Genomic DNA, 22,223 nt, shown 5'->3' on the forward strand with positions numbered 1-22,223 from the left:
AAAGCATGATCTGCTCGGGGTATTTGAAAACCTTTAGTCTGACATCTGGATACAAAAAAGGCGGAAGGAGTGATCCTTCCGCCCTTTCTGGTTAACGCTGTTCAGAAAGCATCAGAACGGTGCGTCAATGTCCACAATATCAATCAGCTTGGCATTGACGAACTCTTTCAGGCCCAGACCCAGCAATTCGCGGCCAAAGCCCGAGCGCTTGACGCCACCAAACGGCAGATCGGCCTTAACCATGGTCGGGTGGTTGATGTAGACCATGCCGGTATCAATCCGGCGGGCCAGTTCTGCACCACGCTCTTCGTTTTTGGTAAAGATGGAACCACCAAGCCCGTAGGGGGAGTCATTGGCAATTTCAATGGCGTGGTCAGCATCTTTCGCACGGAACAGCATGGTCACCGGGCCAAAGAATTCCGTGTGGCGGGCCGGGTTGCCTTCTTCCAGATGGCTCAGGATAACCGGGCGGAAGAAGCAGCCTTTGTTGGGCATTTCCAGCGGGATTTCTTCCGCTTTGGCACCCTGTGCCACGGCATCGGCAACCTGCTGCTTCAGCCCATCTACCGCCCCGCGAGAGGACAGGGGCGGCAGCGTGGTGGCGGGGTCCATCGGGTCGCCCATACGCAGTTCGGAAATACCTTTGCGGTACAGCTCAACAAATTTGTCGTAAACGCCGTCTTCCACAATCATGCGCTTGGCGTTAACGCAAACCTGCCCACCGTTCCAGTGGCGGCCATAAACGGCCCACTTGGCGGCTTTTTCAATATCAGCATCGTTCAGCACGATCAGGGCATCGGACCCGCCGAGTTCCATGGTGCATTTTTTAAGTGCAAGCCCCGCTTCGGAAGCAACCTTGGCACCAGCACCTTCGGAGCCGGTCAGGGCCACACCACGTACGCGGATATCGGCAATAATCTTGGCAAGCTGGTCACGCGTTGGGTAGAGGTTCTGGAACCCACCTTCAAGCAGACCGGCATCGTGCATCAGTTTTTCCATGGCGGCGGCACACTGCGGCACGTTGGATGCGTGCTTGAGAATAACCACGTTACCAGCAGAAAGCTGCGGCGCAATAATGCGGGCGACCTGATAGTAGGGGAAGTTCCAAGGTTCGATAGCCAGCAGAATGCCCTGCGCTTCGAACACGATCTTGGCGCGACCTTCCTTGACGGAGGCAAGGGGGAGCACTTCGGGTGCCAGAAGGCGCTCGGCATTAACGGCATAATATTCAAAAATTGCAGCGGAAAGCTCGGTTTCTGCCTTTGCTTCGGCGTAGAGCTTGCCCATTTCCAGCGTCAGCAGCTTGGAGTATTCGTCCACATTGGCGCGCAGAAGATCAGCCGCTTTTTGCAAAACGCGTGCACGTTCAGCAAAAGTTGTGTTTTTCCATTTTTTGAAGGCCGCATGGCCCTTGTCCAGTGCGGCATCGACCTGAGCATCGGTCGGGCTGGGAAAAACCTTGACCTGTTCTTCGGTAAAAGGGTTTGTCGTTGCGTAAGCCATGGAAAAAATCCTTCTGGTTCGTCAATATTGAAGGGGGTTAGTTTCTGAAATCCAGAACAACACGCCCTTCAACACGACCATGCTCGAGATCATCAAATATCTGATTGATGTTTTCAAGCCGATCAGTCTTGGTAACCGAGGTCACTTTTCCTTCAGCAAAGAAGGAGAGAGCTTCGATCATGTCCAGCCGGGTACCCACAATGGAACCGCGGACGGTAATGGCGTTCATGACCATATCAAAAATGGAAATGGGGAAGTCCCCCGGCGGCAGCCCGTTCAGGACCAGTGTGCCACCAGCGCGCACATACCCCATGGCCTGAGAGAACGCCTTGGTGGAAACAGCCGTGATCAATCCCCCATGAGCGCCCCCGACTTCCTTCTGGATAAAGGCTGCCGGGTCGGTTGTCTTGGCGTTAACGGTGTGTGCGGCGCCAAGTTTCCGTGCGGTTTCAAGTTTGGCGTCGTCAATATCAACCGCGATCATGTTCAGGCCCATGGCCACACCGTACTGGATGGCCATTTGCCCCAGCCCGCCGGCACCGGACACCGCAACCCAGTCACCTGCGCGCGTGTCGGTCATTTTCAGACCCTTGTAAACGGTCAGCCCTGCGCACAGGACCGGCGCAATTTTAATGGGGTCCACGCCGGGGGGAATATGAGCCACATAGCCCGGGTCCGCCACAACGTATTCCGCAAAGCAGCCATTAACGGAGTAGCCGGTTTCTTCCTGTTTCTGGCAAAGGGTTTCCCAGCCTGCATAACAGTGCTCACAATGACCACAGGCGGAATACAGGAAGGGCACACCAACGATGTCCCCCTTTTTAATCCAGTCAACATTGCTGCCAACTTCCACAACCGTGCCCACGCCCTCATGCCCGGGAATAAAGGGCAGGGTCGGCTTTTTGGGCCAGTCCCCGCTGGCTGCGTGCAGGTCCGTATGGCAGACGCCGCAGGCGATCATCTTGACCAGGATCTGGTTGGAGTTGATGGAGGGAATGTCCAGTTCCTCAAGCGTGAGCGGCTTGCCAAATTCATGGACAACAGCGGCTTTCATCTTGCCTGACATAATCTACGCCTTTTGTTGCAAACAAAAAAAACGGGAGGGACCGTCTGGTTCCCTCCCGTTTGCCGTTAGGCGGTGCCGAGCGCCTTGACGGCTTCGACCATTTTGGAGAGCACGGCCTGTGCATCCCCAAAGACCATGGTGCAGTTCTTCTGGAAGAAGAGCGGGTTCTGCACCCCGGAATACCCCGTGCCGGACCCACGTTTGATGACAAAGACCTGACGCGATTTGTAAGCGTTCAGGATAGGCATGCCATAAATGGGGGAGGATTTGTCGGTCAGGGCTTCGGGGTTGACCACGTCGTTCGCACCAATAATCAGGGCAACGTCGGTGGTGGCAAAGCTGTCGTTAATATCGTCCATATCGTAAATCATGTCGTATGGAACGCCAGCTTCGGCCAGCAGCACGTTCATGTGCCCCGGCATGCGGCCTGCCACGGGGTGAATGGCAAATTTGACATCCACACCATCAGCCACAAGCATTTTAACAAACTCGTACAGCTTCTGCTGTGCCTGTGCCACGGCCAGACCATAGCCGGGCACAATAATCACGCTGGATGCATAGCGCATGGAGGTGGCTGCATCCGACGGGTCGGCGGATTTCATTTCCCCTTCGGGGCCTTTGGCAGAGCTTGCCGTATCCCCAAAGTTGCTGAACAGCACGTTGGTGAGCGAGCGGTTCATGGCTTTTGCCATAAGGGCGGTCAGCAGCGTGCCAGCCGAGCCAACAACCATGCCGGCAATCATCAGGGCGGGGTTGCCCATCACGTAGCCTTCAAGGCCCACGGCCAGACCGGTAAAGGCGTTGTAGAGCGAGATCACAACCGGCATGTCTGCCCCACCAATGGGCAGGGTCATGCAGACACCAAACAGCAGGGCCGCACCAAAGAACAGAATACCGGGCAGAACACCTTCTGGCGTGCCATACTGCATGACTGTCAGCGCACCGAGGGCGAGCGAGATCAGGAACAGGGCGGCGTTGAAAATCCGCTGTCCGCCAAAGCGCACGGGTTTCCTCATACGCCCGTCAAGCTTGGCCCATGCAATGATCGAACCGGTAAAGGAGATACAGCCAATAAGCGCACCCACGATGGTAACGCTCAGGTGCAGGCCGGACGTGGCATGGTCGGACAGAAGGCTGACCGCAGCAAGGGATGCCGCAGAGCCACCCCCCATGCCGTTAAAGATGGCGACCATCTCCGGCATGGCGGTCATCTGCACCGTGCGGCCGCGCCAGCCCGCCCACAGGCAGCCCAGCAGCAGGGCCACAACGGCCAGTGCGACATTGACCAGCAGATGCGGGCGTGCATCGGGGCTGACATTGAACAGGTTAAGGAACGTGGCCCCAACCACAAACACCATGCCGTAGCCTGCGGTTACAATGCCCGATACGGCGGTTACGGGGGAGGACATGGCCTTCAGCCCGTAAATGAACAGACCTGCGGCAATCAGTCCGCTCAGGCCAACAATGTATTCGATGAACATGTTACTGCTGGCCTTTTTTCTCTGTTGTCGGCTTCTGGCTCGGGCGGAACATGGCCAGCATGCGGTCGGTCACGACGTAGCCGCCCATAACGTTCCCGGCTCCCAGAAAAACGCCAACAAACCCGATAACCTGCCCGGTCAGCGTGGTGGCGTTGAACAGTACGTCCAGCGCGCCAACCACCACAATACCGTGAATGAAGTTGGAGCCGGACATAAGGGGCGTATGCAGGATGGAGGGCACCCGGCTAATCACCACGTAGCCGGTAAACGCGGCCAGCATGAAGATGTAGAGGGCGATAATGAAGGTCATGGATGTTACGGAATCCATCATGCTTTCTCCGCTGGTGTGCCTTCGATGACCGTCTGGATGGCGGCATTGGTAATCTTGCCATCATGGGTCAGGGTGGTGCCGGTTATGACTTCGTCTGTAAAATCGGGCTTGAGCACACCATCATGCAGAACCTGCTCGAGCAGGTTGTAAATGTTCTTGGCGTAGAGCTCGCTCGCCTGTGCCGCCAGGCTGGAGGGCAGGTTGGTCGGACCAACCATGACCACGGGACCAACCTTGATGGTTTCGCCCGCTTTGGTGCCTTCACAGTTGCCGCCGTTGGGCGCGCCCATGTCCACCACAACGGAGCCTTCCTTCATGCCGGCAAGCTGTTCGGCATCAATCAGGCGGGGGGCCTTGCGGCCGGGGACGGCTGCTGTGGTAATGATCAGGTCGGCCTGTGCGATATGCTGCGAAAGGGTCGCCCGGACCTTGGCTTTTTCATCTGCTGTCAGTTCACGGGCGTAACCGCCTGCGCCGCGTGCATCAATGCCTGTATCCACGAACTTGGCGCCAACGGATTCCGCTTCTTCCTTGGTTTCGGGGCGTACGTCGTAGCCTTCGCACACGGCGCCAAGGCGGCGTGCCGTAGCCAGAGCCTGCAGGCCCGCAACCCCCAGCCCCATGACCAGTACGCGGGCCGCACGCAGCGAGCCAACGGCGGTGGTCATCATGGGCAGGATTTTCTGCATGTGTACACTGCCCAGCAAAGGCGCATAGTACCCTGCAAGAGCTGCCTGACTGGACAGGGCGTCCATGGCCTGTGCACGGCTGATGCGTGGAATAAGCTCCATGGCAAACGTGGTGATCTTGCCATCGCGCAGCGCCTTGACCAGATCAGGCTGCGTCTGGGCGTAAATGAAGGAAACCAGCAGGGCGCCGGGCTTCATCTGTTTGACGGTCTCGACCGATGGAGGCTGGACGGAGAGCACAATATCCGCATCGGCAACAAGTTTCCCGGTATCGGGCTCCTGCGTTACTTCCGCCTTTGTGTAGGCATCGTCCGTGTAGGTTGCAGCACTGCCCGCTCCCTGCTCCAGAACAAGATTTGCCCCAAGCTTGGCTATGCGCTGTGCTACCGCGGGAATCATGGCAACCCGGCGTTCGTCGGGCTGCGTTTCCTTCAGGATGGCAATTTTAACGGTCACGTTCTTTTCCCAATGCATTCTGTATGGGGTGAGGAGGGACCGGGATGGCAGGGTAGAAAAACGGTCGTCCTCCACAACTTCTTCTGTTTGATATGACAACCATATCTGAAAAAGGTTGCATTGATATGCGTCAAAGAAACCTTTCCCGCAGGATATAAAAATATTTTTTTCATTATTGCACTTTATAAATAAGTCTCAGGTGTCATTTCTCGTAATGTCCTGAGCGGCTTGTCATCCGCGCGGGCCGTATTCCGCCCTGCCCGCCATTTGCCGGAGTGGTGGGTGGGAAAGCTTTGGGGCGAGCAATTCCATTTGCTGCCGGAATGGTCTAGGGTTCGCGCGATTGAACGGCCCCCGTGCGGGGGTGCGTTTTTCTGGTTTCTAACGTGCTCTGAATCAAAGGTGGATTATGGGTTATCGGGTTGCTGTTGTAGGCGCGACAGGTGCGGTGGGGCGGGAAATCCTCAAGACACTGGCCGAACGGGAATTCCCGGTGGATGAGATTGTCGCACTGGCCTCCCCGCGTTCTGCTGGGCGTGAAGTCTCGTTCGGGGATCGCGTTCTGAAAGTCCAGAACCTTGAAACCTTTGATTTCAAGGGCTGGGATGTCGGGCTGTTCTCCCCCGGTGGGTCTGTGTCCGCCAAATATGCGCCCATTGCCGCCAAGGCTGGCTGCGTTGTGATCGACAACACATCCCACTTCCGCATGGAGCCGGATGTGCCGCTGGTGGTGCCCGAGGTTAACCCGCTGGCGCTCAAGGACATGAAGCGCAACATTATTGCCAACCCCAACTGCTCGACCATTCAGATGGTGGTGGCTCTCAAGCCCCTGCATGACCTGTTTACCCTCAAGCGGGTGGTGGTCTCCACGTATCAGGCCGTATCCGGCGCGGGGAAGGATGGCATGGACGAGCTGTTCTCCCAGACCCGTGGCAGCTTTGTGAACGACCCGCCCAAGATCGAGCAGTTCCAGAAGCAGATCGCGTTCAACTGCATTCCCCAGATCGACCGTTTTATGGATGACGGTGCGACCAAGGAAGAATGGAAGATGCGAGTCGAGACCAAAAAAATTCTCGATCCGGACGTGGAAGTGCTGGCAACCTGCGTGCGTGTTCCGGTGTTTGTCGGTCATTCCGAAGCCGTTATTGCCGAGTTTGCCGAGCCTGTGGACCTTGAGCGCGCCCGTGCGGCCCTGCGGGAGTCCGAAGGGGTTGTCCTGCTCGACCAGCGCGAAGATGGCGGGTACGTGACCCCGCTCGAGTGCGTGGGGGAAGATGCAACCTATGTGTCACGCCTTCGTGTCGACCCGACCGTGCCGCATGGTCTGGCGTTCTGGTGTGTGTCCGATAATCTGCGGAAAGGTGCGGCTTTGAACGCGGTTCAGATCGCGGAAACCATGATCGCACTTGATCTGCTGCCCAGACACGCCTGAGTGAGAATCCTGCCCCTCTCGGTCTCGTGTTGATCCGTTGAATTGACCGGGCCGAGGCACGGGGCGTAGGACAAAAACGATGCAAAACGCTGGATGCAACCAGCGCTCAGGGATAGACACGGGGTACGAGGCTGACAATGCAGGATATCCGTAAGGCCCTCTATGTAGGGAGCCGAAGTGACGGCACACTGATCCAGCGGCCCATGTCGCCGCACTTGCAGGTGTACCGTTACCGGCTTTCCATGGTTCTTTCCATTTCAAATCGAATCACGGGAGTGGTCGCCACGGCCGGTGCCGCGCTTGGCGTTTTTTGGCTTGGCGCTGCGGCCAAGGGGCCAAAAGCCTATGCTACGGCGCGTAAGGTAACGGGCAACCCGCTAGGCCAGCTTGTGCTGGTAGGGTGGCTGGCTTCGGTCGTTTACCACACGGTCGGTGGCATCCGGCATCTCATCTGGGATGCAGGATACCGCTACGACAAGGAAGAGCTGAACAAGGATGGCCCAGTGGCGGTGGGTGTTACAGCCGGTGTAAGCACCGTGCTGGCCGTCGCCCTGCTTGCTGTGGCGGGTTGCCGCAGAAGCAAACGCGCCAAAGCCGGGAAGGTATCCTGACATGAACGCTTCTGTTCCACATATTGAAGTCATGCGCTCCCAGCTTGGCCGCGCGCGCGGTCTGGGTGCGGGGCATTCGGGTGTAAGCCACTGGTGGGCCGAGCGTGTTTCCGCCGCCAGCCTGCTGCCGCTTTCCACATGGTTTGTTGTGCAGATGTTCCGCCTTGGCGGGGCAGACCACGCCGAGGTGGTTAAGTGGGGCGGCAAGCCCGTTAACGCCACCATGTTGGCAGCACTGATCATTACCACCTTCTACCATGCGCAGGTTGGCCTGCAGGTTATTGTGGATGACTACGTGCACGGCAAGGCGCACCTGCCTACCCGCCTGCTGGTCAAGATTGGCACGTCCCTTATGGGGCTGCTTGGCGTATTTGCCGTGATCAAGCTGGTGGTGCGGAGCGGTTCCGGCAAGTAAGCCGGGCACCTGCCACATAGATAAAGAGCCTTGTGCCGCCGACGGAACAGGTCGGATACGCGGCGGCATGAACCTGAACGACTGACAGGCCGAACGCATATGGGAGCGCCGTCACGATGAATGCCAATTCCTCTCCTTCTCGGGGAGCTTACCGGATTGTTGATCACGCATACGATGTTGTGGTCGTGGGTGCAGGTGGTTCGGGCCTGCGTGCAACGCTGGGTATGGGGGCCGCGGGCCTGAGTACTGCGTGCATTACCAAGGTTTTCCCCACCCGCAGCCACACGGTGGCCGCACAGGGTGGTATTGGTGCCTCCCTTGGCAACATGGCCGAGGATAACTGGCGCTGGCATATGTATGACACCGTAAAGGGGTCTGACTGGCTGGGCGACCAGGACGCCATTGAGTTCATGGTGCGTGAGGCCGTGCCCGCTGTGCAGGAACTGGAACATTTTGGTGTTCCCTTCTCCCGCACGGAAGAAGGCAAGATCTACCAGCGCCCCTTTGGCGGCCATATGAGCGACTTTGGCAAGGCACCGGTGCCTCGCGCATGCGCTGCCGCCGACCGCACGGGCCATGCCATTCTGCACACGCTGTACCAGCAGTGCCTCAAACATAATGTTGAGTTCTTTGTCGAATACTTCGCCATCGACCTGATTATGGATGATGAAGGCGCCTGCCGTGGCGTTATGGCCTGGTGCCAGGACGATGGCACGATCCATCGCTTCAATGCCAAAATGGTGGTGCTGGCTACGGGCGGTTATGGCCGTGCCTACCAGTCCTGCACATCCGCCCATACCTGTACGGGTGATGGTAACGGCATGGTCATGCGTGCGGGCCTGCCTACGCAGGATATGGAGTTTGTGCAGTTCCACCCCACGGGTATCTACCCCGCAGGCTGCCTGCTGACCGAAGGGTGCCGTGGTGAAGGTGGCTACCTGACCAACTCCGAGGGTGAGCGCTTTATGGAGCGTTATGCTCCTACCGCCAAGGATCTGGCCTCGCGCGATGTGGTGTCCCGCGCCATGACGATCGAGATCAAGGAAGGGCGTGGCTGTGGTCCCAAAAAAGACCACATCATGATGCATCTGGAGCATCTGGGCTCCGACCTGCTGCATGAGCGCCTGCCGGGTATTCTGGAAACATCGCGTATTTTTGCCGGTGTGGACGTAACCAAGGAACCCGTGCCGGTTCTGCCGACCGTGCATTACAATATGGGTGGTATTCCCACCAATATTCACGGCGAAGTGGTGCGCCCCACAGCGGACAACCCCGATGCGGTGGTGCCGGGCCTGATGGCTGTGGGCGAGGCTGCGTGTGTGTCCGTGCATGGTGCAAATCGCCTTGGCACCAACTCCCTGCTCGACCTGATCGTGTTTGGTCGTGCGGCGGCCCGCCGTGCGGCAGAGGTCGTCAAGCCGAGCGACTTTGTGCGCCCGCTCCCCGCCGGGGCTGGCGAGTTTGCTCTCGATCGTCTGGACAAGCTGCGTTACGCCAAGGGTGGGACCAAGGTTTCCGCCATGCGTGACCGCCTCCAGCGGGATATGCAGGCCCATGCCGCCGTGTTCCGTACGCAGGAAAGCCTGCAGGAAGGCGTGGACAAGATCCGTGACATCTGGAGTGGTCTGGGTGACATCTCCGTTTCCGACAGCTCATTGATCTGGAACAGTGACCTGATGGAAGCGCTGGAGTTTGAAAACCTGCTGGCCAATGCAACAGCCACGCTGGAAAGTGGTCTGGCCCGGCACGAAAGCCGTGGCGCGCATGCCCGCGATGACTTCCCCGATCGTGATGACAAGGAATGGCTCAAACATTCCGTTTCGTGGCTGGATGACAAGGGCGGCGTCAAGCTGACCTACCGTCCGGTACATATGAAAACCCTGACCGACGATGTCGAGGTTTTCCCACCCAAAAAGCGCGTTTACTGATCCGCAGGGCAAAGGGAGGCGAACATGGTCGAACTCAGACTGCCGCGTAACAGCACCGTAGGGAAAGGCAAAACCTTTCCCGCTCCGGCCGGCGCAAAAAATGTCAAAACCTTCAAGGTGTACCGCTGGTCCCCTGATGACGGTAAAAACCCGGTCATAGACTCTTACGAGCTTGATCTGGATACCTTTGGGCCAATGGTGCTTGATGCCATTATCCACATCAAGAATGAAGTGGACCCCACACTGACATTCCGGCGCTCCTGCCGCGAAGGGATCTGTGGATCCTGCGCCATGAACATTGATGGCGAAAACACACTGGCATGCCTTAAGCCGATCAAAAGCATTGAGGGCGACGTGCGGATTTACCCGCTGCCCCATATGCCCATTGTCAAGGATCTGGTGTCCAACCTGGATGGGGCTTATGCGCAGTTGCGCTCCATCCAGCCCTGGATGCAGGCAGACAGCGCTCCTCCGCCGGATGGTGAACGCCGCCAGAGTATTGAGGAACGCGGCAAGCTGGACGGTATGTGGGAATGCATTCTGTGCTTCTGCTGCACTACGTCCTGCCCGTCCTACTGGTGGAATGGGGACAAGTATCTTGGCCCGGCCGTGCTGCTTGCCGCATATCGCTGGATTGCAGACAGCCGCGACGAACATACCGGTGAACGCCTTGATTCACTGGAAGATACGTTCAAGCTCTACGCCTGCCGTACGATCATGAACTGCACCCAGACCTGCCCCAAGGGGCTGAACCCGGCCAAGGCCATTGGCCGGATCAAGGAATTGCAGATCGAACGCAAGATCTGATCCTACAGGTTCGGCCTGCCTGGTTTGGTCTGGCAGGAATAAATGAAGCCCCGGCAGGAGTAACCCCTGCCGGGGTTTTTCTGTTCAGGGCGCATGCACGGGGCAGCGGGGGATTATTGACGTGTGGGGCCGGAGGTGGAACATGGAAAGCCAGCATGCTGCTGCATGAGACATGAGGGGGTTTTGTGTTTAACGGCCATCTTTCTTCCCAGACCGGCCGTGCCAGAGCATGGACGGATAGCCTGTTTGTTGATCATGCTATCCTCCGTCTGGTCTGGACCAATTTTCATGCGGTTATTCCGGGCAAGGTGTACCGGTGTAACCACCCCACCCCTGCCCGTTTGCGGCGGGCTGTCAGCAGGCTGGGCCTGCGCACGCTGGTCAACCTGCGCGGGCACAGGCAGTGTGGTTCGGATGCCCTCTCCCGCAATGCGGCTGCACAGATCGGCCTGACCCATCTGGATATGGCGTTTGAGAGTAGGGGTGCTCCGCACAAGGACCGTATTCTGCGCTTTGCACAGATGTACAGCACATTGCAGTTCCCTATGCTGATGCACTGCAAGTCCGGTGCAGACCGGGCCGGGCTCGCATCTGCTCTGGTGGTGATGTTTGAAGGCGGGAGTGCGGCACAGGCCCTGCGCGAGCTTTCGTGGCGGTTCGGGCATTTCCGTGGTTCTCGCACGGGGATTCTGGATGCGTTTTTCCTGCGTTATCAGGCACAGGCGGAGGGGCGCATCCCGTTCATGGAATGGCTGAACACCGAGTATGATGAAGCCGCCCTTAAACAGGATTTTGTTGCAGGGCGGATTGCCGCGTTCCTGACCGATCAGGTTTTGCGCAGGGAGTAGCCCTGCATTATTAAAAAAAGAGCCGTGCATGACACATGGAGGATACGCAACGCGCAAAGTGCCGTTTCTGGCGGTGTGTGCGGCTATTTTGTCTTGGGCAAGCGCATATCCGCTTGTGCGAATGGCGCTTGTTTACGTGCCCCCCATACCACTTGCCGCATTACGGTACGCTGTAGCAGCCGTTATTGTGGCCGGGTGGTTGTGTGTGCAGCGGCCGGTGCGGCCCAAGCTGCGTGACATCCCGCGTTTTTTACTGTGCGGGGCTGTGGGTATTGCTCTGTATAATATCTTCTTCAACACGGGCGAGCAGAGTGTTTCTGCTGGGGCAACAAGCCTTTTGGTTAATTTTGCGCCGTTTATGTCTGCCTTTGTGGCTGTGGTGTTTCTGGGGGAATCCCTGCCGTTATGGGGGTGGGTTGGTTCCGTTATAAGTTTTAGCGGGATTGTGCTGATTGGCAGTGGCCTGCCGGGTGGTTTTACCTTTGGTTCGGGGGCGACCGATGTGCTGGCGGCTGCGTTTTGTTCGGCCCTGTACCTTCTGCTGCAAAGGCCGCTTGTGGCGCGCTATGGCGCACTGGCATCCACGGCATGGATATTGCTGATTGGTGCCGTTGTGCTGGCCCCCTGGTTGCCCGCAGGCCTTACCGCCTTGCAAGGGCAAGGGGGCTGGCCGTGGTTTCTGGTCATTCTGCTTGGTGTTTTCCCCGCTGTTCTGGGGTATGCGGCATGGGCGCATGTTGTGGGTGCGGTCGGTGTTGCGCGTTCTTCGGGCTTTTTGTTTCTGCTGGCTCCAACAACGCTGATTCTGGCTTATGTCATGACGCATGAAGTGCCCGCCCTGACAACACTGGTGGGTGGGGCGGTGGTTATGGCTGGCGTGTTGCTCATGCAAACATATGGCCGCCCCCGATCTACTCCGCTTACCCTGCCAGATGGCTCGGATTAAGGCTGCTGGGCATCAGGGTTATGCCGGCACCGAATAAAACCGGATTTTTGTTGTAAGGAGAGGGAGGGTGCAGGAAGCGAGCATAAAAACCCTCCTTTTTACGCATGGCTGAGGAATATGAACGTCGTATGATGCGTTACAGAAGTGATATTGACGGCCTGCGCGCGCTTGCAATTCTTCCTGTTGTTTTCTTCCATTATGGACTTAAGCATCCCTTTAACGGCGGATTTGCCGGGGTTGATGTTTTTTTTGTTATTTCCGGTTTTTTGATTACCCGGCACATCAACGATGCGGTGGAGCAGGGCCGGTTTGATATTCTTGATTTCTATAACCGTAGAATTCGCAGAATATTGCCTGCGCTGTTTTCAGTTCTGGTGGTCTGCTTTGGTGTGTCCACACTCATACAAACGCCACCGGAGGTTTATAATACAAGCCGTGGAATCCTGTGGTCCATACTTTTTGCATCGAACATTTTTTTCTATAGTCAGAGCAGCTATTTTGATTCCGCTTTGCAGGCTAACCCCCTTTTGCATACGTGGTCACTCTCTGTGGAGGAACAGTTTTATATAGTTATTCCTTTTTTGATCTATTTTTCAAAAAAAGTTCTAAAAATACCTTTAAAATTCATAATTTTCTCTCTTCTAGCGTTAAGTTTTTCTGCCTGCCTGGTCGAGGTTTTTTACGATAAATCAGCAGCATTCTACCTGCCGCAATACAGGGCGTGGGAGTTTCTGCTGGGGTCTGTTGTCATGCTTGCCACGCAGCCAGCCATTCTGGCCAGAAGCCGGGTGACAAAGCCTGTGTTGGAAAGTTTTGGGGCTGTTGGTCTTGTTGTTATTCTGGCCAGTCTGTTCGCGCTTAACAACAAATCGCTCTTTCCCGGACCGGGGGCTTTGGGGCCGTGTTTGGGGGCGGCTTTAGTCCTGTATTCTGGTAGCCAGCAGCGCACGGTTGTTGCTACCGCCCTTTCCTACAGGCCGTTGCGGTTTATTGGCCTTGTTTCCTACTCGTTATACCTGTGGCACTGGCCGATATGGGTCTTTTTTTCCATGTATGACAGGCCCGGTTTCTGGACAATCCCGTTGCTGCTGGGGGCGGCTTTTGGGGTCTCTGTTCTGTCATGGCGGTTTATTGAACAGCCGTTCCGCACAAGGCCATTCCGCTTATCTGCCAAAAGCACAATAGGCATCATGGGGGGCATTATGGTGCTCATGGTACTTCTGGCTTTTGCAAGCAGCAGGCTTAATGCAACATTATGGCATTACAGCCCTGCTGAGCAGAAGGTCATGTCCTATATGGCATACAAGCCGACCACAATGCGGACTGGCACATGCTTTATTGACCGGAAGACCGAAGATATTGAGGCATATAAGGCCGCACATTGCCTGGATGTACAGGCAGGCCAGCCGAACTATCTGGTTCTGGGGGATAGCCATGCGGCAGACCGCTGGTACGGGTTGCAGCAGGGTTACCCTAACATCCATTTTCTGCAGGCAACAGCGCCAAGCTGCGAGCCTGTTCTGGGCAAAAATGGCGGCCAGTGTGGTGCACTCCTGCGCTATATTTTTGAAGATTTTGTGCTGTCTCATCATCTGGATGGCATTATTCTTTCAGCAAACTGGCTGGAGCACGATTTTAACAACATTGTTAAAACAGCACAGATGCTCAGGAATTATACAGACCGCGTTATTGTGCTTGGCCCAAGCCCGGAATACGACCAACCTCTGCCGTTGCTGCTTGTGCGGGCAATGGTAAAAAACAATATGGATCTGGTTTTCAACCACATTCTGCAGGACCGGAAAAAACGGGACCAGATGCTTGCCGCCCGGCTGAAGGGAACAGGCATTGAATATGTATCTGTTTACAACATTCTTTGTCCCGGCACTGTGTGCCTGACAACCGTCAACAACAACGTGCCGGTTTTATTCGATGCGGACCATTTTACAGCCGAGGGTTCGGTTTTTCTGGCCAAAAACATGCCGCTGTTTGGCCAGACACACGGCAATGCTGGCGAGGCTTTGCCGCATTAGGGTTATCTGTGAGTTTTAAAATGAGATCAGGCGCTTGCAGGTTGCAAAGTAAGCCACAAGCGCCTGATATGGTCTGGTCTTGGTATACCCTGCCTTTCTCGTCGCCCTCGGTCTTTCCCTACGGGGTAGGGAAAGACCATGCGGCTCATGTCCGCATGGTGGTCCAGAGAGGAACAGGCAGGCCCTGCGCGTTAGATCGGCAGGGTTTTTTCCAGCGTGGTGCTGATTGCGGTCAGGCCCGGCAGAATCTTGCCTTCAAGCCATTCCAGAAAAGCGCCACCAGCGGTCGAGACATAGGTCATGTCATGCAGCACACCCGCATGGCGCAGGGCGGATACGGTATCCCCACCCCCGGCAACGGTTTTTAGCTGGCCAGCCTTGGTCAGTCGGCCTGCTTCCTGCGCTACCGCGTTTGTGCCCTCATCAAACGGAGGCAGTTCAAACACGCCCAGCGGGCCGTTCCAGACCAGCGTTTTAAGCCCTGCCAGCTTGCTGTTGAGCAGCTTGACCGTTTCCGGCCCCACATCAAGCGCCATCCAGCCATCGGGAATGGCGTTGGATGGCACGGTGCTGGTGGGGGCACCTGCCATGAAGTCTTCGGAGATGAGCATGTCAACCGGCAGGATCAGGTCGCAGTTCTTGGCTTTGGCCTGCGCCATAATCAGGCGGGCCGTGTCCAGCATGTCCTCTTCCTTGAGCGATTTGCCAACGCTCAGGCCCTGAGCCGCCAGAAACGTGTTGGCCATGGCACCGCCAATAGCCAGCATGTCCACCTTGTCCAGCAGGTTTTCAAGCAGCTGGAGCTTGGTGGAAATCTTGGCCCCGCCCACAATGGCCCCCACGGGGCGTTCGGGGTTTTCCAGTGCTGCGTACAGGGCCTGCAGCTCCGCTTCCATCAGTCGGCCACCAAAGGATGGCAGATGGGTGGCAATCCCGGCCGTGGAGGCATGGGCGCGGTGTGCGGCGGAGAACGCATCGTTCACATACACATCGCCCAGATTGGCGAGTGCTGCGGAAAGCTCTGCGTCATTACGTTCTTCACCGGGCTGGAAGCGGGTGTTTTCCAGCAGCAGAACGTCCCCGTCATTCATGGTGCGGGTTGCGGCTTCTGTTTCAGGCCCAATGCAGTCATGGGCAAAACTGACCGGGCGACCCAGTGCCGTGGCCAGTGCCGTGGCAATGGGTTTGAGCGACATGGCCGGTACAACCTGGCCCTTGGGCCGGTCAAAATGGCTGAGCAGAATAACCCGCCCGCCTTTTTCCGCCAGTTCCCGAATGGTGGGAACGACCCGCTCAATGCGGGTCTGATCGGTAACCTGTCCGTCCTTCATGGGGACGTTCAGATCCACGCGGAGCAGGATGCGCTTGCCCTTGGGGTCCAGCGTATCCAGCGTGGCAAAGGGGAGATTGGTAGCCATTAGAGCGATCCAAACAGGGCTGCCGTATCGGACATACGGTTGGAGAAGCCCCACTCGTTGTCATACCAGGAGCACACGCGCACCAGCTTGCCGCCATCGACCAGCGCGGTCTGTGTGGCATCAAAGGTGGAGGAGGCAATGGCGTGGTTGAAGTCGGAGCTGACCAGAGGGGCTTCGTTATAGGCCAGTGCGTTCTTCATTTTGCCGGAGTCCACAACGGCCTTGATCGCGTTGTTGACCTCTTCCACGCTGCCGGGAGCCGTTTTGGGCACGAAATCGAGCGAGACAACGGACACATTGGCCGTAGGCACACGGATGGCCGTGCCATCCAGCTTGCCCTTGAGCTGCGGCAGAACCAGACCCACGGCGCGGGCTGCCCCTGTGGAGGTGGGGATCATGTTCATGCCTGCGGCACGGGCGCGGCGCAGGTCCTTGTGCAGCGTGTCCACCGTGCGCTGGTCGCCGGTGTAGGAGTGGATGGTCACCATGTAGCCACGTTCGATGCCAAAGGCGTCTTCCATCACCTTGGCAATGGGGGCCAGGCAGTTGGTGGTGCACGAGGCATTGGAGATGACGGTCATATCCGATGTCAGCACATCTTCATTCACGCCGAAGACGATGGTTGCATCCACATCCGTTGCCGGGGCGGAGACAATAACCTTGCGTGCACCAGCAGCCAGCAGCAGGCCTGCTTTTTCCTTGGTGGTGAACAGCCCGGTACATTCCATGGCCACGTCCACGCCTGCAAACGGTACCTTGGAGGGGTCACGCTCGGCGGAAACGGTAATCGGGTCCCATGTGCGGCCATTGGCGGAAATGACCAGCTTGCCGTTTTCCACCCGAACGTCTGCAGGCAGGCGGCCGTGCACGCTGTCATAGCTCAGGAGGTGGGCGTTATCTTCAACGCTGCCCAGATCGTTAATGGCTACGGGCACAACGTCGGTGCGTCCGCTTTCAATAATGCCGCGCAGCACAAGGCGACCGATACGACCAAAGCCATTGATGGCGATTTTGACTGCCATGGGATGTGTCTCCGTACTTTTTATGATCTTGTTATCGTTAGTGACATGTCCAGGGCTTCCAGCCGGGACGGGGGTGGGGCGGTAGGGGACGAGTCCTTTTGCGCTCCAGATGCAAGAAAACGTGCAAGCACTTTCTCGCAGATCGCTCCAGCTGTAATGCCAAAGCGTTCATACACCGCGTTGGCAGGGGCGGATATGCCAAAATCATCCATGCCAACGAAAATTCCATCTGCTCCCAGCCAGCGTTCCCAGCCAAAGCTGCTTGCGGCTTCTATTCCCACGCGCAAACCCTCCTGCCCCAGCACGGCCGTGCGGTAGGCGGCTGGCTGCTGTGCAAAAACCTCCCAGCAGGGGATGGAAACAACAGCCACGTTCAGCCCCTGCTCGGCCAGATGCTGCCCTGCCTGCGTGGCAATGGCAACCTCGGGGCCGGATGCCATGAGCGTGACGTGCCGCTCCCCCGCACCACAGGTTATAAGGTAGCCGCCATGGGATGGGCCGCCGTAATGCCCGGCCCGCCGGGCTGCGCGTGGCGGTGGGGGGTGTGGGCACAGGATCAGCAGGGCCGGGCCTTGCGGCCAGTTCAGGGCGGCCTGCCAGCAGGCAAAGGTTTCATCGGCACAGGCCGGGCGGAAAACGGCCAGATGCGGCATGGCGCGCAGGCTGGCTAGCTGTTCCACAGGTTGCCAGCCGCCGCCGTTATCGCTCAGGGCCAGCCCGTCATCGGTTAGCAGGTAAAGCACCTTGCTGCGCATGAGTGCCGTCATGCGCAAGGCCGAGCGCATGCGGTCAATGGTCATCATCCCGGCTACGCCGCAGGGCAGAATACCCCCGTGGCGGGCCATGCCGTTGAGCATGCCCGCCATGCCATGCTCCTGTATGCCACAAGGCTGCGCGGTATTGCTGAAGGGTATGGGCAGGTTGGCCCGGCGCGAACTTCTGGTACTGGAGGTGGCGGCCAGAATGGCCACATCCTGCCGGAGTATTGCCAGTGCGCGCAGCCCGGCAAAGGCTGCCTGCTGGGATGAGCCATCGGGGGCTGCGCGCATGGTCTGGCGCCAGAGCCGCCCCCAGTCCTCCCGCATGGTCTGGCGGGCCTTGCCGGACTGTTCGCGCTCAAAATCCGCACGGGCGCGGTGCTGGGCCAGCCTGCGCAGCCAGGAGCGGCGGATGGAGCCACCACGCCGGGCGGTGGGGCTCCATGGGCCGGTCAGCTCCTCCTCGGCTGGCAGGTCGGGCAGGGTGGCGCAGCATTCGGGCATACAGGCAACAAGGGTGGGCTTTCTGGCCCGCAGCGTGGCCTGCAGCGCTGCCATAATGCCACCAAGGTCATGGGCACGCACTTTGCGCACACTCCACCCCGATGCCCCAAACCGGGCCAGTGAGTCCGAAAAATCAGCCGGGTCGGTCAGGGGGGAGGGGCAGACAAGTACGGCCATGCGGTTCAGGCCAAAGCGGCCGGCCAGTTGTGCGGCTTCCAGCGCAACACCTGTGGCCAGATCACTGTCACGCGCCAGCACCCATGTGCGGTGGTTTACAAGGGAACGGCCATAGCGTTTGGCCAGATGCTGTTCGGCCAGCGCCATACCGGCCGCCGCAGCCATGCCCTGCCCCGCTGGGCCTGTGGCAATTTCCACGGCCGGGTGCTGGCCATATTCCAGCGTTGGGCTTAATTCCTGCGCGCCGGCCGGGGCAGTCAGGCGTAACATGGCGGCCAGCAGGGGCAGCATGGCGGAAGAGGGTACTACGCAGCGGTCCCTGTCCGGCCATGTGGGCATTGCGGGGTCAAAGCGGAGAATGCGGCACCATAGCGCTGTCATGGGCAGGCACATGGTCTGGAGTTCGGTCCGGGTGTCCTCTTCCGTGGTGGCGGAGGCCAGAAGCGCGCGGGCTGCCTTGTCCATACGCAGCACAAGGGCGTCCTGCGTGTGGGAGGCGTGTGGTATGGTGTGGTCTGTGGAAGATGTGCCGGCCATCAGCCCTGTGTTTTGCCCAAGGGAGTGCAGTACAGAAGTGCCCCGCGCAACCCGCCCGGTGCCGCTGGGTAGTTAACCAGAGAGCAAACGGTACCCGCAAGAGGCAGTTTGGCGGTCGAATACGTGTTTTGCAGCCGGGTTACAGGCGTAAGGGCTTGCGCCGGGCGCGTGGGAGCGCGAAAGAAGGGGCGGATACCTTGTAAAATACGTGCGTCTGGTGCGCTGCCTTGTTTCAAGTGGAGAGTGGTCCGGTCATGCTGTCTGTTTTTCATGCCGCAAAAGGGGGGCGCGCTGTTGGGGCGGCGCTCTCGGTCTGCCTGCTGGCGGGCATGGTCGGGTGCAAACCGCTGGACCAGAGAACGTTTGACCCTTCCGCCAGCGTTGAGCCCAAACCGTATATTCCCCCTCCCCCTCCCGGTCCACCACCCGTGCCGCCCCTGATCGAACTGGTGGCAGGCACGCCACAGGCGGAGTGGAAGGCGCCGGTGGACCAGATTGCGCACAAGGCTCTTGCGCGTAAAAAGGAAGTGCTCTTTGTTGTAAGCTGTCTGGTGCCACCACAGGCCGGGCAGGAGGCGGAACAGACCGCCTTGCAGGAGCTTGTCCAGCATGACGGACACGCCATTATGCAGGAACTGGTGGACGCAGGCGCGCCCGAAGCACAGGTGGAAATGTCCGCTATGCCGGATTCGTCGGTGACGAAGCCCACCATACGGGTGTATGTGCGATAGGTTACCGAACCGAAACGCAAAAGTACGAAGACAAAAGGCCAGACGGCCGATGGGTAAGCCCATGCCCCGACCGTTTCTGACGAGAAGCGAGGAGAAAACAAGCGTGGGAGCGATCAAGAACGCCCGGCATCCATTTTACGAACACTGTGAGGAAGCGCTGGGGCGGATCAAGCAGCAGGGGCGTTACAGAACCTTTACGCCACTTGCGCGTCAGGCAGAACGCTTTCCCCTGTATGAGGAATACGTGGCCAACATGCCCGAAGGGCGTGAGGTTATCGTCTGGTCCACAAACGACTATCTGGGCATGGGCGTAGTGCCCGAAGTGCAGGATGCCGCCATTGCCGCCATTCGCGAGCATGGCGCAGGAGCGGGGGGCACGCGCAATATTGCTGGCACCAGCCCGCTGCATAACCAGCTGGAAGCCGAACTGGCCGCCCTGCATGGCAAGGAAGCCGGGCTGCTCTTTATTTCGGGTTATGTGTCCAATCAGGCCAGCCTACAGACAATTCTGACGTCGATGCCCGGCTGGATCTGTTTTTCCGACCGCCTGAACCATGCCTCCATGATTGCGGGCATCAAGGGCGCGCGTGGCTCCCAGACCGTTATTTTTGAACATAACGACCTGCAGGACCTTGAAGCCAAGCTGGCCGCAGCCCCGGCTGATGCCCCCAAGCTGATTGCGTTTGAGAGCGTGTACTCCATGGATGGAGACATGTCCGACATTGGCGCGATCTGTGCTCTGGCCAGAAAATACAATGCCCTGACCTATCTGGACGAAGTGCATGCCGTAGGGCTGTACGGGCAGGAAGGGGGCGGCGTATCGCAGCGCGATGGTGTGGCCGATCAGGTGGACATTATTGAGGGCACGCTGGCCAAGGGTTTTGGCGTGCACGGGGGCTACATTACCGCTTCGGCCGAAATTGTGGACTTCCTGCGCTCAACGGCATCGGGGTTTATTTTCACCACAGCCCTGCCGCCATCCGTGGTGGGGGCGGCGCTGACCAGCGTGCGCAAGGTGCGGGCAGAAAACTGGCGGCGCGAGTCCCTGTTTGAGCGTGTGCATACCATGCGCCAGCGCCTGCGGGCTGCCGGTGTGCCCTTTACCATGACGCCAAGCCACATTGTGCCCATTCCCATTGGGGATGCCGAGCGCTGCAAGCGGATATGCCGCCGTCTTCTGGTGGAGTTTGGCCATTATGCAACGCCGATCAACTACCCGACCGTGCCCGAAGGCACCGAGCGCCTGCGCCTGACGCCCGGCCCCTTCCATACGGATGAGATGATGGACGATATGGTGCGCGCACTTGCGCATCTTCTGCGCGAGGAAGGGGTTATTCCCCAGCCGGTTGCGCAAAAGGTCGAAAACGTAGCCTGAGGCAGAACCGGCCCTGTTCTGGTCTGTTTAAAAACCCTCCATGAACATGGAGGGTTTTTTATTGCAGGTTATAATGTGCTGGTAGGCTGTGCATGTTACTTGTCATTTGCGCCAGTTCTGAAACATTGATGAACAGATTGTCGCAGATCGCGTTGGTGTTGTGCACTGTTTCGTTATTCTGGGCGGTGGAGACATTGAGTTTCTGCATAATCTGGTGCAGTTGGTTAATTTCTTCTTTTTGCACCAGTGCGGTTTCTTCAAACTCTTTAAAGGAACACTTTATTTTTTCAACGTGGTGAATAATGCCGGCCAGTGTCTGGGAGTTGTCGCACATGGAGCCGGAGCAGGTATGTATGGAATCCTGCAAGTAGGAGATAAGTGTTCTGGTGCGGAGCAGAGATTCCGATGTCATGTGTGACAGGCTACGGATTTCCTGCGCAACTACACCAAAGCCAGCACCATAGCTGCCAGCCTTGGAGGCTTCTATGGTTGCATTGATCCCCAGAATATTGATCTGGGAAGAAATGCTTTTCATGATATTAAGAATTTTACCAATATCTTCTGATGCTTCCGATATTTTTTTGAATTTTTCTATGGTGTCGTTAATTTTTACGCATGATTCCCGTATGCTGGTGGAGGCATGCTGAATATAATTTCTGGATTCTTCCATTTTTATATTCTGGTCTTGGGTTTTTTCTATGGTTGATTTTATGCGTTTGTCAGATTCCTGCAAATGCTGGTTTTGCGTGCGGTTCCGCTCCGAAAGGTTTTCGGACTCATCCCTCAGGCTGCGGGATTCCGCACTGATCGAATGGGTTGCGGTCTGGATTTTATGCAGTGTTTCATGCAGCGTTATGGTTCTGGTCTGGAGTGTATCTGAAATACGATTGCTGTGGAGGTAGGACATCCGCATAAGGTCAAACGGAGTGGCCGTGCCAACATAGCACTGGTTATGTGTAATTATAAAAGATTTGTTAATGTCAGATATTTTGTTGTTCAGAATCTTTTTTGTAAAATCCAGAATGGGCGTTCTGGCCTCCACCATAAGTGGGCTATCATCCATCAGCAGTGTAACAGGGCGTTTGTGATACAGGGCGTATGAAAACGGACTGGACATAAGGGAAAGGAACTTTTGCCTTTCCACCACGCCAACGGGAA

Annotated in this window: 19 protein-coding genes; 10 read left to right on the plus strand and 9 right to left on the minus strand. The window is 57.5% G+C overall.

Annotated elements, in window-relative coordinates; all coding sequences use genetic code 11:
* Window positions 1–111: 111 nt before the first annotated feature.
* From LKE65_RS03790 to LKE65_RS03810, 5 genes are all read right to left on the minus strand, one after another.
* The gene (locus LKE65_RS03790) at window positions 112–1,503 is read right to left on the minus strand and encodes an NAD-dependent succinate-semialdehyde dehydrogenase (protein ID WP_086646917.1); all 1,392 of its coding nucleotides are present in this window, start codon (window positions 1,501–1,503) and stop codon (window positions 112–114) included.
* 37 nt (window positions 1,504–1,540) lie between these two features.
* On the minus strand, window positions 1,541–2,569 hold the full coding sequence (gene adhP / locus LKE65_RS03795) for an alcohol dehydrogenase AdhP (protein ID WP_086646916.1): 1,029 nt from the start codon (window positions 2,567–2,569) through the stop codon (window positions 1,541–1,543).
* A gap of 65 nt (window positions 2,570–2,634) precedes the next feature.
* A complete protein-coding gene (locus tag LKE65_RS03800; RefSeq protein WP_278740503.1) occupies window positions 2,635–4,050 on the minus strand; it encodes an NAD(P)(+) transhydrogenase (Re/Si-specific) subunit beta in 1,416 nt (471 codons plus the stop codon).
* A gap of 1 nt (window position 4,051) precedes the next feature.
* Window positions 4,052–4,378, minus strand: a complete 327-nt coding sequence (locus LKE65_RS03805; protein WP_166115435.1) for an NAD(P) transhydrogenase subunit alpha — start codon at window positions 4,376–4,378, stop codon at window positions 4,052–4,054.
* A complete protein-coding gene (locus LKE65_RS03810; protein WP_278740507.1) occupies window positions 4,378–5,526 on the minus strand; it encodes an NAD(P) transhydrogenase subunit alpha in 1,149 nt (382 codons plus the stop codon). The genes LKE65_RS03805 and LKE65_RS03810 overlap by 1 nt, the downstream gene beginning before the upstream one ends.
* Window positions 5,527–5,935: 409 nt before the next feature.
* Between LKE65_RS03810 and LKE65_RS03815 the strand changes: the two genes are divergently transcribed.
* The 8 genes from LKE65_RS03815 (at window position 5,936) to LKE65_RS03850 (ending at window position 14,543) form a co-directional block, all read left to right on the plus strand.
* A complete protein-coding gene (locus tag LKE65_RS03815) occupies window positions 5,936–6,958 on the plus strand; it encodes an aspartate-semialdehyde dehydrogenase (RefSeq protein WP_086646914.1) in 1,023 nt (340 codons plus the stop codon).
* Window positions 6,959–7,095: 137 nt separating this feature from the next.
* A complete protein-coding gene (gene sdhC, locus LKE65_RS03820; protein ID WP_086646913.1) occupies window positions 7,096–7,569 on the plus strand; it encodes a succinate dehydrogenase, cytochrome b556 subunit in 474 nt (157 codons plus the stop codon).
* Between the two features lies 1 nt (window position 7,570).
* Window positions 7,571–7,984 carry a succinate dehydrogenase, hydrophobic membrane anchor protein gene (gene sdhD, locus LKE65_RS03825; RefSeq protein WP_086646912.1) on the plus strand — a complete coding sequence of 138 codons (414 nt, stop codon included), beginning with the start codon at window positions 7,571–7,573 and terminating at the stop codon, window positions 7,982–7,984.
* Between the two features lie 116 nt (window positions 7,985–8,100).
* Complete coding sequence (sdhA, locus tag LKE65_RS03830; RefSeq protein WP_086646911.1) at window positions 8,101–9,912, plus strand: succinate dehydrogenase flavoprotein subunit; 1,812 nt, start codon at window positions 8,101–8,103, stop codon at window positions 9,910–9,912.
* Between the two features lie 24 nt (window positions 9,913–9,936).
* Entirely contained in the window at window positions 9,937–10,719 is a 783-nt protein-coding gene (locus tag LKE65_RS03835; RefSeq protein WP_086646910.1) for a succinate dehydrogenase iron-sulfur subunit, read from the plus strand.
* Between the two features lie 185 nt (window positions 10,720–10,904).
* Window positions 10,905–11,567 carry a tyrosine-protein phosphatase gene (locus LKE65_RS03840; protein ID WP_086646909.1) on the plus strand — a complete coding sequence of 221 codons (663 nt, stop codon included), beginning with the start codon at window positions 10,905–10,907 and terminating at the stop codon, window positions 11,565–11,567.
* Window positions 11,568–11,595: 28 nt separating this feature from the next.
* Entirely contained in the window at window positions 11,596–12,513 is a 918-nt protein-coding gene (locus tag LKE65_RS03845) for a DMT family transporter (RefSeq protein WP_278740508.1), read from the plus strand.
* A 131-nt stretch (window positions 12,514–12,644) separates the two neighbouring features.
* The gene (locus LKE65_RS03850) at window positions 12,645–14,543 is read left to right on the plus strand and encodes an acyltransferase family protein (RefSeq protein WP_278741750.1); all 1,899 of its coding nucleotides are present in this window, start codon (window positions 12,645–12,647) and stop codon (window positions 14,541–14,543) included.
* Window positions 14,544–14,734: 191 nt separating this feature from the next.
* Here the strand turns inward: LKE65_RS03850 and LKE65_RS03855 are convergent, their stop codons facing one another.
* The 3 genes from LKE65_RS03855 to LKE65_RS03865 are packed head-to-tail and all read right to left on the minus strand — an operon-like array spanning window position 14,735 to window position 18,959.
* Entirely contained in the window at window positions 14,735–15,961 is a 1,227-nt protein-coding gene (locus LKE65_RS03855; RefSeq protein ID WP_278740509.1) for a phosphoglycerate kinase, read from the minus strand.
* Window positions 15,961–16,983: a type I glyceraldehyde-3-phosphate dehydrogenase gene (gene gap, locus LKE65_RS03860; protein ID WP_086646905.1), complete on the minus strand. Its 1,023-nt coding sequence runs from the start codon at window positions 16,981–16,983 to the stop codon at window positions 15,961–15,963. The genes LKE65_RS03855 and gap overlap by 1 nt, the downstream gene beginning before the upstream one ends.
* A gap of 20 nt (window positions 16,984–17,003) precedes the next feature.
* Complete coding sequence (locus LKE65_RS03865) at window positions 17,004–18,959, minus strand: transketolase-like TK C-terminal-containing protein (RefSeq protein ID WP_278740511.1); 1,956 nt, start codon at window positions 18,957–18,959, stop codon at window positions 17,004–17,006.
* 254 nt (window positions 18,960–19,213) lie between these two features.
* Here LKE65_RS03865 and LKE65_RS03870 point away from each other — a divergent pair, with 254 nt between their 5' ends.
* Both LKE65_RS03870 and hemA read left to right on the plus strand, forming a co-directional pair.
* Window positions 19,214–19,690, plus strand: a complete 477-nt coding sequence (locus LKE65_RS03870; RefSeq protein WP_086646903.1) for a hypothetical protein — start codon at window positions 19,214–19,216, stop codon at window positions 19,688–19,690.
* Between the two features lie 61 nt (window positions 19,691–19,751).
* On the plus strand, window positions 19,752–21,065 hold the full coding sequence (gene hemA / locus LKE65_RS03875) for a 5-aminolevulinate synthase (RefSeq protein ID WP_095349529.1): 1,314 nt from the start codon (window positions 19,752–19,754) through the stop codon (window positions 21,063–21,065).
* A 58-nt stretch (window positions 21,066–21,123) separates the two neighbouring features.
* Here the strand turns inward: hemA and LKE65_RS03880 are convergent, their stop codons facing one another.
* Window positions 21,124–22,182, minus strand: a complete 1,059-nt coding sequence (locus LKE65_RS03880; protein WP_278740512.1) for a methyl-accepting chemotaxis protein — start codon at window positions 22,180–22,182, stop codon at window positions 21,124–21,126.
* Window positions 22,183–22,223 lie beyond the last annotated feature (41 nt).

It is taken from the genome of Acetobacter fabarum (assembly GCF_022483405.1).
In the GTDB taxonomy this organism is placed as follows: Bacteria; Pseudomonadota; Alphaproteobacteria; order Acetobacterales; family Acetobacteraceae; genus Acetobacter; species Acetobacter fabarum.